This is a genomic window from Blautia sp. DFI.1.216 (genome assembly GCF_020594215.1).
Lineage (GTDB): Bacteria > Bacillota > Clostridia > Lachnospirales > Lachnospiraceae > Blautia_A > Blautia_A wexlerae.
On record NZ_JAJDML010000080.1, the window covers coordinates 1 to 9,572 of the forward strand.

12 protein-coding genes are annotated in these 9,572 nt (G+C 39.5%); 2 read left to right on the forward strand and 10 right to left on the reverse strand.

Going from position 1 to position 9,572, the window contains the following annotated elements; translation table 11 throughout:
- Positions 1 to 76 precede the first annotated feature (76 nt).
- The 4 genes from LJE11_RS17845 to LJE11_RS17860 all read right to left on the reverse strand — a co-directional run bounded on the left by LJE11_RS17845 (position 77) and on the right by LJE11_RS17860 (position 2,696).
- Positions 77 to 805 carry a hypothetical protein gene (locus tag LJE11_RS17845; RefSeq protein ID WP_118633426.1) on the reverse strand — a complete coding sequence of 243 codons (729 nt, stop codon included), beginning with the start codon at positions 803 to 805 and terminating at the stop codon, positions 77 to 79.
- Between the two features lie 132 nt (positions 806 to 937).
- Positions 938 to 1,315 (reverse strand): YdcP family protein, encoded by a 378-nt coding sequence (locus LJE11_RS17850; RefSeq protein WP_118633427.1) that lies wholly within the window; start codon positions 1,313 to 1,315, stop codon positions 938 to 940.
- 21 nt (positions 1,316 to 1,336) lie between these two features.
- A complete protein-coding gene (locus LJE11_RS17855) occupies positions 1,337 to 1,651 on the reverse strand; it encodes a YdcP family protein (RefSeq protein WP_118633428.1) in 315 nt (104 codons plus the stop codon).
- 142 nt (positions 1,652 to 1,793) lie between these two features.
- Complete coding sequence (locus tag LJE11_RS17860; protein ID WP_118633429.1) at positions 1,794 to 2,696, reverse strand: hypothetical protein; 903 nt, start codon at positions 2,694 to 2,696, stop codon at positions 1,794 to 1,796.
- Between the two features lie 718 nt (positions 2,697 to 3,414).
- Between LJE11_RS17860 and LJE11_RS17865 the strand changes: the two genes are divergently transcribed.
- A complete protein-coding gene (locus tag LJE11_RS17865; protein WP_008705329.1) occupies positions 3,415 to 3,642 on the forward strand; it encodes a hypothetical protein in 228 nt (75 codons plus the stop codon).
- Entirely contained in the window at positions 3,635 to 3,853 is a 219-nt protein-coding gene (locus LJE11_RS17870; protein WP_008705328.1) for a hypothetical protein, read from the forward strand. The genes LJE11_RS17865 and LJE11_RS17870 overlap by 8 nt, the downstream gene beginning before the upstream one ends.
- 730 nt (positions 3,854 to 4,583) lie before the next feature.
- Here the strand turns inward: LJE11_RS17870 and LJE11_RS17875 are convergent.
- Genes LJE11_RS17875 through LJE11_RS17900 form a run of 6 tightly spaced genes read right to left on the reverse strand, consistent with a single transcriptional unit; the run spans position 4,584 to position 9,207 of the window.
- Positions 4,584 to 5,948, reverse strand: coding sequence for a sensor histidine kinase (locus LJE11_RS17875; protein ID WP_227296344.1), 1,365 nt, complete (start codon positions 5,946 to 5,948; stop codon positions 4,584 to 4,586).
- Entirely contained in the window at positions 5,939 to 6,601 is a 663-nt protein-coding gene (locus LJE11_RS17880; protein WP_008705326.1) for a response regulator transcription factor, read from the reverse strand. Before LJE11_RS17880 ends, LJE11_RS17875 begins: the two co-directional genes overlap by 10 nt.
- A gap of 38 nt (positions 6,602 to 6,639) precedes the next feature.
- Positions 6,640 to 7,017 (reverse strand): NisI/SpaI family lantibiotic immunity lipoprotein, encoded by a 378-nt coding sequence (locus tag LJE11_RS17885; RefSeq protein ID WP_025580194.1) that lies wholly within the window; start codon positions 7,015 to 7,017, stop codon positions 6,640 to 6,642.
- A complete protein-coding gene (locus LJE11_RS17890; RefSeq protein WP_025580193.1) occupies positions 7,010 to 7,753 on the reverse strand; it encodes a lantibiotic immunity ABC transporter MutG family permease subunit in 744 nt (247 codons plus the stop codon). Before LJE11_RS17890 ends, LJE11_RS17885 begins: the two co-directional genes overlap by 8 nt.
- A gap of 2 nt (positions 7,754 to 7,755) precedes the next feature.
- A complete protein-coding gene (locus tag LJE11_RS17895) occupies positions 7,756 to 8,502 on the reverse strand; it encodes a lantibiotic immunity ABC transporter MutE/EpiE family permease subunit (protein ID WP_015527239.1) in 747 nt (248 codons plus the stop codon).
- Complete coding sequence (locus tag LJE11_RS17900; protein ID WP_182465638.1) at positions 8,503 to 9,207, reverse strand: lantibiotic protection ABC transporter ATP-binding protein; 705 nt, start codon at positions 9,205 to 9,207, stop codon at positions 8,503 to 8,505. It abuts the gene before it with no gap.
- Positions 9,208 to 9,572: the final 365 nt, after the last annotated feature.

A 9,572-nucleotide genomic window follows, 5' to 3' on the forward strand; every position in this document is an offset into this window, starting at 1 on the left:
GGATTCATTGATTTTCAATCAGAAACATCAATCACAAAACTTGTAAAGTGGTGTATAATAGATAAAAAGTGTTATTTTAATCTTTAAATAACATACTGCTATAAGTGTATAATTTTTGGCTTATTGAATTGAAATAATATGTTTCATCACAATCTACGCTGCTAAAGTCTAAGTTATCCTCGTCTATGTCTAAATCAACATCTATGTTTTTGTCCATCAAGTTATATTTTTCTAATACTCCCATTGTTAAATATAAATTTCTACGAGTAATATTGTATAATTGTACGCATTCCTTAATATCTTTTGGGGAAATATTATGATTACTTTTGTGATTTTTTGAGGAAATTTTATATAAATAATGAAAGTTTTTTATGTCGAAATCATTAAGCATAGGAAGTGCATTTAACATTATCAAATCTTCTTGTGATATATCATCATTATGTTGTCCTATATCATTTAACATTAGTCCCATTACACAGCAGGCTAATTTTGAATTTGACGAAATTATTTTGTCAAAAGAGTTTGTAATGAATTCAGCTTTGGATTGATTATCTACATATCTAATTAGTTTTTCAATACTTTCTTTATCAGCATTTTCATAGTTAAGTCCTTTTAAGAAATATTTGAACTTAATAATTGATAGTGCTTTCCTAGAATTATTTAAAAATTTAAGTGAACCTATTGCATCCTCTGCCAACTCCATTGTAGAGTCATTAAGAAAAATATCTTTGACGTCTGCATAGTCATCTGAAAATTTTACGATTTTATTCAATAAATCCGACATTTCTCCGACGAGTTTTTTCATATAGACACCCCTTATCTAAATATTTATTTACATAATACTACCATTTATTTTTTATTAAAACAACAATTTTCCCAATAGAAATAGAGGGGAATTTAACTTTTATTATTTATAAAACGCAATAGGTTTATCAAGTTATTTTGCTGTTAGGTGGTCTTTCTTCGGCGGCTGCGGATTTATTGCAGTCACTTTTTTCAGGACAATATCCTCCGCCTTGATGTACCAGTCCACCGCTGCCCCCTGAAAGGTAGCCGTTGCCACGGTGTCTGCCACAGGATTGATGATTTCCACCTCTGCATTGTAATCAAATTCCTTTAATGGCACGCTGGCAGGAATGGAAACCTGAATCATACGCCCCTGTCCTCTGGATTTTAAGTCATAGGTACGCTCCTTGATTTCTTCTGATACCGAGCCGTCTTCATTCTGGAGGTGAACCTCACGGCGGAGGGCAGAAAACTTCAATGCCCCGAAAGTTGCTTCCTTGTCAATTACGATTCCGTTTGCTAATCTCATAGTCTGATGTCCTCCTTTTCCTTACGCTTTTATCATATCGTCAGCGTGCAAAATGTAGTTGGTAAAGCCCCTTGTGCCGATTTTATAGCCCTCTGCGGTGATACGGGGATTGATGAGCTTTACACGTTCCTCAAAGTCAAAATGCTTCTCTCCGGCTTCGGCAGGGAGGATAACCACAATATCATCCGCCCTTTGTACATCTGAATACAGGTTGAAGCTACGGGAGAGTATCGCCATGCGTCCGTTGATTCTTCTCTGCTCTGTTTTGTCTTCTCCGGCAAACTCCAAGTTGCCAAATGTCTTTTCCATGTTGGGGATAACGAATTTTAATTCCATATAGATGTACCGGTCCTCTCTGAATGTTGTGTTTGATGGTTGGTTTCGGGTGCTGGTTTGGAAGTGGAGGGGAACGCTCCGGCGGTGGTGATTTCTTCGTAGTATCACATCCTTTCTGGTTTTGGGGTAAAAAAATAGACGCTCATTTTTGAACGTCTATTTCCCTATTTAGTTTTGCAACTAATTTACATTGAGTTGTATGTTCTGTATATTGATAATTGTCATATTTTTTTCTTAAAGTGTGAGTTTCGGAATTAAATAAGTGAACACTTCCTTCTAATTTATCTAACATATCAGCAGCTTCGTCAGAAGAAGTTCTAATTACATAATCAGAATACAATAAGTATGTTGATGATTCACGACCTATTCTAAAAAATTCAATAGGGTTAAAAAAAGTATCTTTTAAATTTGGTGAGATTCTTTCATCATCAGAAATTGCCATTGTATAATCTACGGAAAATATTTTTGAAAATCCTTCTATTTTTTCGAGTATATAATCTGTATCATAGGAATTTTCTGAATAGAATGTTTTGTTTAAATAATAAATATTGAGTAGAAATAAGGCAGCTAAAGCCTTAATTAAACATTCTAAATTTGCATATCTAAAAAATTTTACTCTATCATGCTTTATTTTATTATAGGCATAATACCAAGACCAGATACTTTTAGTCTTTCCGTTTAGCGTATATGTTTTATCTTTTTTAAACGGAACAAGCTTAACATCAAATATATTTTCATTACAGTTATCTAGGTCAAACGACACATATTTTTTTGATAAAAGAAATAAGTCTTCAAGTTTTTCGAAATAGTCGTTAAAATATACCACTTTGCGGATATGTTTATTTTTATCATAGAATTTAATTTTTTCACGTTTGCACAACTCTTTAGATATGTTTTCTATTTCAGAAACTGTTCTTAAAAGTAATTCAGAAATTTTAATTGAATAAGTTTTTAACTGTTTCTTATCAAAGGTTATAAAATAGCTTAATTCGTCTAACTCTTTTTCTAATTGTTTATATACAGGAAAAAATAAATTTTGTTGCATACAGAGCCTCCTAATTTTAAATTATAAAATATTATACCATTTTTTTTAAAAGTGAAAATTGTTTTTAATATCCTAAAATATATTTTATAATTCTAAGTTTAGTACCAGTATGTTTTAAAGCAAAAATAGACGCTCATTTCTGAACGTCTATAGAGGGAAGATATTGAGGTTTGCTGGTCTATACTATAAATCTGGATGTACTTCGATTGCATTTTTATTGCATTTTTTATTTTTTTTCATATAGATTTTAGTGGTTGATAGTTCCTGAAAATGCTTTAAAATCAACGATTTTCACTTATATGGCATACTGTCTGTCTGGAGTTTGAGTAGCGGACTAAATTGCGAAAAAGCCCATAAATAAAGGTTTTGCGGGCTGTCTGGATGTTCCGGTGGAGTGCAAATGGAGTTAAAAAATCTTTTTTTTCTTTGTTTTCTTTCCGGAGTTATCTGAGATTTTCGCAAAAGTAACTATGCTCAGAAAATATAATTAGTGTGAATATGAAGAACAGTTTGTTTTGATGGAAATATTTTCCGTCAGGGCAGACTGTTTTTTTATACCCTTTTTCAATGATATTAACTCCATGGTTCAGCGATAACACATATGGAAACTGTAAAATTAAAATAATTTGCTAAATTTCGGAAAATGATGTCCGATTTTGCATTTGCCAGTACAGAGTATATGAAGAGATAAATATTCAAAACACAGGAGGTACTGATTATGCAGAACAAATTATTTTTAAAGGCAGCCGATATATGTGAACTTCTGGAGGTAAAACAGACATCGGCTTATGAGATCATTGGCAATCTGAATAAGGAGCTGGAAGAACAGGGATATTTGACGCTTAGAGGAAAAGTTCCGACAAAGTATTTTGTGAAGCGTTTCTACGGAGTGGAAGATACTTGTGAGATTCCACAGGAAGAGGGAAAGGAATGGTTTCATGCGTAAGAGAAAAATGTATTTATCAGTGGAAGACATTGCAGAACTCTTTGGATTATCAGTTTCGTTTGCTTACCGGGTGGTGGAAAGAATGAATGCCGATCTGGAAAGCAAGAACTATTATGTTATTCTCGGACGGGTGCCAACCCGCTATGTAGAGGACAAGATCTATGGTCTGGAACATGTTGAGCAATATTTGAAGGAGGATAAAGCGATATGAGTATAGTGCAGGAAAAAATGTATATGGATAGGCCGGAAATATAAAACTGTCGCTGGGGTACTGATCTATCGTGCATAGCGTGTCCAGTTCCGAAAGCGGCAGCGTTTCAAAGGATGTTTCCCAGCCACGCTGACGCTTCCTTTCCCGGAAGTAGTCAACGGCTTCATGGTACAGTACCAGCCCTTTCCGTGGAGAGTGAGCAGGATGATCCTGTCCGTTGTCAGGGGCCTATGCTGGCCCTGGTCTGCTGACCGCCTCCTTTTCCATCTGATTTTTTGCCGGAAATGACAATCCGCGAAAATCGACAAAAATCGCCCGGCAGGTCGTAAACCTACCGGGCGACGATTTGAAGCGTTTTGTTGTTTTCTTACATGGTATAGTTCATACTCATAGCCGGAATATTCCCGTGGCGGGGCAAGGCTTTTTTTAAGCGGTAGAAGTGGATTAGATTATAATGATAGTAAAACAGCATGGCGGCGTCCTCCCGTGGGCCGCCATGCCTTTAACTGCTGGGAATGACAGAAAGAAAGCAGTGGCCTTGATTCCTCAAAACCGCCACCAGTGAATATAAATTAAGCGTGAAAATGGGTCTGCCCAGCAGCGTTTTTTTCTTTTCTGCCGCTGGGCAGATGTTTTTTCTTTAGATACATGATAAGAGGAATTTTTGAAGATTCCATAAAGATTTGAAAAATGGACGGACATAAAAGACGTCCATTACACTATCGGAAAATCAGCAAGGAAGTTTCATAGTAACCTTTGCGCCGCTGGTTTCTTTTGAATTTTCTAAAATAAGCTGACCATTATGTTGTTCCATAATCGAATTTGTAATATATAGACCCATACCAAAGTGTAACTTTGAATTGCGGCTTTGATCGCCCATATAGAACCGTTCCTGTGCGTGGCATAATGCCTCTTTAGAAAACCCCGTTCCCTCGTCTGTGACTAAAATTTCCACGAAACCGTTGTTACTCTGAACATCCACATAAAGCGTTCCGCCTTGCGGGGAGTAGTCCAGCCCATTACTGATAACATTCATAATAGCACGTTCTATCAGCACCCTATCAAATTTCAGCATTTGAGGGAGTGAAACAGTATTCATTTGCAGCCGGATTTCTTTTGTCCGGCATAGTGATTCCATATAACCGAACAAGTGCTGCATGAACGCTGGCAAGTCTATACTTTCAATATGGAGCTGATAACCAACCGCCGCCCGTGATATATCAATCAGGGTTTGAATATATGACTGCATCTGGCCGGAGCTTTCCACGACGTAACCAGCGTATAATCGTTGCTCATCATCAAGATTTGTTTCTGTGAGTAAATCAGCATTTCCTTGAATAACCGTCAGAGGCGTTTTCAAATCATGGGCAAGCGCGGCGATTTGCTCTTTCTGTGTCTGTTCGGTTTTCCATTGCCGTTCTAACGAAATTTTCAGATTATCTTTCATATCTGAAAAAAATGCAAGGACATCTTCAAACTCTTTGATTTTGGCGTGTCCTACTTCAAAATCAAGGTTTTGCTTTGAAATCTCCGCAGTTGCTTCAAAAAGCGGGGTCAGTTGTGTACGCAGGTTCTTAGCAAATCTGGCGGTCAGTATGATAATGACCAGCAGCGAATTTACAGCCATCAGGATAAACACAAGCGTGTCAGGAGATGGAAAATATTCCGGTAGCCATGACACTGTAAATTGAGAACCAATATAATACCTTAAAACGCAAAATTCGTTTTCCCGGACAACAAGTGCAAACTGCCTCCCCGTAGCATATTCAATATATTCTCCCTTTGCGTACAGCAGGGCAATTTCTTTTTCATCATCGTCCATATTGCTGTAAAGCTCATTAAAGTTCTTGTCCAGAATTAAGTAGCCGCATCCCTGTGGAAGCACAACCTTTGTAATATCCGGGGCAATCGTCAGCGTTGGAATGATCTCTTTTACCTGCAATTCACTTAGATTTGCTCTTGTAGCTAATCCAGCATTTACAGCAAGTCCCTCCAAACCAGAAGGGACAATAATTGCCGCTACCAGCATGACAATGAGGGAGATAGCAAACTGGCGAAACAATATTTTCAATGTAGGTTTCTTTTTCACTCCCATTTATATCCTATCCCCCATACGGTGCTGACCGGACTTATTTTGAAATGCTCCAATTTCGCACGAATATTTTTTATATGCGTTGAGATCGTAGAGTTATCGCCTATTCCATCAAACCCGAAAACGGCTTCATAGATTTGTTCTTTTGTAAAAACCTGTCCCCGGTTTTTCGCAAGGTATTCACAGATTGAATACTCGCTTTTGGTAAGGGGAACCGGCTGTTCTGAAACATACAGTACCTTTGCGGAAAGGTCAAATCTTATATCAGGCTCAAATGAAAGTGTGCTGTGATGCTCCCTTTTTTCTCTGCGTAAATGTGCCGCGACACGGGCGCGAAGCTCCTGAATACGAAAAGGTTTCGTAATATAATCATCCGCACCGATGCCCAATCCAAACAATATATCTTCCTCTAATGTCTTTGCGGTCAGAAAGAGAATCGGGCAGTCTACCATATTCCTGATCTGTTTGCAAAACTCAAACCCGTCTGTGCCAGGCATCATCACATCCAAAAGAATGAGGTCATAGAAATGCAGCTTTTTGATGTCTACATCATCCGCATTTTGACAGACTGTTATCAAATATCCATCTTTCCCCAAACTGTTCTTAATCAATTCCAAGATAGAAACTTCATCGTCAACTACAAGTAAGTGGGTCAAAAAATCACCTCCCGCCCCATTATACCACATTGTCGAGGTTACTCATCATTATTTTTAATGTCAGCTTTCCGATATTCATTGTTGATATTTACAGCTACGGCATTGCTTATATCCACATCCACAATACTGTAAACGTAGCCGAAACTGAAATCTTCCCCCGCCACATTTTTGAAGCGTTTCGATACCTGCCCGATTTCTTCTTGCAGTTCTGACATTTCAAGACATTCATCCGTTATGGTATATGTCAGGCCGTTATATGAAATTTCATCATAGTTTGCGGCGTTCAGCTCATAATACGGCAGAGATTCATTTAACGCCTTATTTTTATCGGCGGTATCGCGGAGCGCACCGCAGGCCGATAAGCATATAAGACTTACAAGCACAATTACCACGGCAAACAGGCACTTTTTATTCACTGTTTTTACCTCCCTCCCAACCATGAAACCAAACCAAACTGGCAATCAGCAGACAAACAGTGCAGCATACAGAAATAATCATACCGCTGAAAAAATCGGTTTTTACCTGTGCATACAGTTGGGGGCTATCCCATGCAAGCACAGTGTAATCCATAGCACGAACGCCCCAGGCCCAGGGAATATATTTCCATGTAGCGTCACCAAGCCCTGTTATCATAAGGGCAGCTATTAAACTCCCTGCAATTCCCAATCCCATAGATGCACCTTTTCCGAAGCTCATTCCCACAAACAAATGAATCAGGTAAATGGGAAGCATGGTAATCAACAATAGAATCCCTGCTTTCAGGTAAAGGCTTGCCGGAGCATCCCTATATAGTGCAGCGAATGTTCCTAACGCTAAAAATGTTGCGCCAAAAGCACAGATCATCAGAAAACCAAGTTTACCAATATACGTTGCCATGCGAGATGGGATTGTTCCCAACAAAAGCTGATAATGCCCGGCCTGATTTTCGATCTGAACAACCAGACCCACAATAATGCCGATCAGAAACGGGAACGCAACGGCCAGCACTTCCAGATAGGCACTGATTTTGGTTGCCAGTTCCCATCTGGATATATGATAGTAACCCGCAAAAATCGCCGCACATATAATCGGAATCATGCTGTGCATATAGAGCAAAATGCTATGTTTACACTTCTGATATTCTGCTTTCCAGCAGCGAACCACAGATACCATAGTTACCCCACCTCCTTTTTCTCAAACCATCTTGCAGTTAAAAATGACAGCGCCGCAAACCAGGCCAGCGAAATGACCAATACAAGTATAATCATCCAAAATGCCATTGCCGTACTCTGATCTGCAACCGGCTCACCATTAGGCAAAATACCTAACACGGAAATCATAAGATGCGGCACCCAGCTATACGGGCAGATCATCCACAAAGAGGTTGTAGCCGTGAAAATCCCTAAAACGCTTCCAAGTCCGGCATTAAGAATAACCGTGACAAAGATACCAACTTTTTTTGATAACCATAAGCACAGCGGAACTTCCCATAGGCTTGCAATGACAATACAAGCTGTTCCGGCCGCAGCCTGGCAAATTCCGATTGTCAGGGGAATTTCGTTGATAACTAATATTGCAAAACCGCCCAACAGATTTAGCGCCAGGAAAATGAAATTCCCCACACAGGAGTAAATACCGGCCACTCCAATTTTTGCTTTCCAGACTTTGTTCTGCGAAACAGGCAATGAAGCAACGGCACGATATTTTAGTTTGCCATTATCCCGCTGTTCAATCAAGGCACAGGTGAGCGTAAGGAATCCAGGATAAAGCAGGTTATACCACCAATTATAAGAATTGAGCTGGAACCAAAGAGGGGCAAAAAAGTTCATAAGCGCAGTTACAAACGGGGCCAGAACGATCAGCGTTTTTGTGAAAGTTCTCTTATGCTTTAGGTTCTCTGCCTGAATATATGCCATCTCCATTTAATATCCCTCCTTACCATTTCTGCGAATAACATCCATAAAGAGTTGTTCCAAATCTTCACCGGCGCGAAGCTCTCCCTCATATCCAAGGACGCCGCCAGCAATGATACCCACATGATCTGCAATCTGCTGGACTTCTGACAGAATATGGCTGGACAAAATAACTGTAATCCCTTTGCGGGGAAAAGAGCGAATTAACTCTCGAAGTTCCTCAATCCCTAAAGGGTCAAGGCCGTTAGTCGGTTCATCCAGAATCAAAAGCTGGGGACTGTTCAGCAATGCAATAGCAATACCAAGCCGCTGCTTCATACCAAGAGAAAACTGCCCGGCCCGTTTCTTGCCGGTATTCGTGAGCTGGACAATTTGCAATACCTCGTTAATTCGTGCATCGTCCAGGCCGAGCAATGTAGTTCTGACTTTGAGATTTTCGTATGCAGTCAGATTTTCGTAAAGCGGGGGCATCTCAATCAAAGCACCGATATGCTCCAGATCATTCCGCTTCCACGGGTGGCCGTCAAACTCGATGCTTCCCGATGTGGGGCGCAAAATGCCGGTGAGCATTTTTAAGATCGTGGATTTGCCAGCCCCATTCGGCCCCAGCAGACCATAAACCGAGTTGCGCCGGATGTTCAGTGACACATTGTTTACCGCCATTTGCCCCTTGAAATTTTTGCAGAGGTCAGTCGTTTTCAAAATCATATCCATATAATCAAGTCCTTTCTTTGATTTTACGGATAGCATACCGGGCAATTTTGAAGATTTCATAAAGATTCCCGAAAACAGAATATGAACAATACACCGTAACCGTGGAGCATATCGCAACAAAGCACCAACCTACGCATTTAGGGCCTTAAAAAGCCCTACCGGAATTGAGCGGTCTGGTGTAAAGCGGATACGACTTCATGATCTCCGCCATTCCCATGCCAGAAACAGAAGAGTTTTTCTACCGACTGGGATTAAAAGATGGACTGAATCTGAAAAATACGGTAAAATTAGTATTAGAAATGATATCGTGAAATCGTTAAGGAAAGAATCGAAGGTGGTGCAAACGAAAAAGCAGTATGGAGACT

Excerpts from the sequence above, each read along its gene's own strand:
- LJE11_RS17845 (WP_118633426.1), bottom strand. The coding sequence starts at position 805 with ATGAAAAAACTCGTCGGAGAAATGTCGGATTTATTGAATAAAATCGTA.
- LJE11_RS17850 (WP_118633427.1), bottom strand. The coding sequence starts at position 1,315 with ATGAGATTAGCAAACGGAATCGTAATTGACAAGGAAGCAACTTTCGGG.
- LJE11_RS17855 (WP_118633428.1), bottom strand. The coding sequence starts at position 1,651 with ATGGAATTAAAATTCGTTATCCCCAACATGGAAAAGACATTTGGCAAC.
- LJE11_RS17860 (WP_118633429.1), bottom strand. The coding sequence starts at position 2,696 with ATGCAACAAAATTTATTTTTTCCTGTATATAAACAATTAGAAAAAGAG.
- LJE11_RS17865 (WP_008705329.1), top strand. The coding sequence starts at position 3,415 with ATGCAGAACAAATTATTTTTAAAGGCAGCCGATATATGTGAACTTCTG.
- LJE11_RS17870 (WP_008705328.1), top strand. The coding sequence starts at position 3,635 with ATGCGTAAGAGAAAAATGTATTTATCAGTGGAAGACATTGCAGAACTC.
- LJE11_RS17875 (WP_227296344.1), bottom strand. The coding sequence starts at position 5,948 with ATGGGAGTGAAAAAGAAACCTACATTGAAAATATTGTTTCGCCAGTTT.
- LJE11_RS17890 (WP_025580193.1), bottom strand. The coding sequence starts at position 7,753 with ATGGTATCTGTGGTTCGCTGCTGGAAAGCAGAATATCAGAAGTGTAAA.
- LJE11_RS17895 (WP_015527239.1), bottom strand. The coding sequence starts at position 8,502 with ATGGAGATGGCATATATTCAGGCAGAGAACCTAAAGCATAAGAGAACT.
- LJE11_RS17900 (WP_182465638.1), bottom strand. The coding sequence starts at position 9,207 with ATGGATATGATTTTGAAAACGACTGACCTCTGCAAAAATTTCAAGGGG.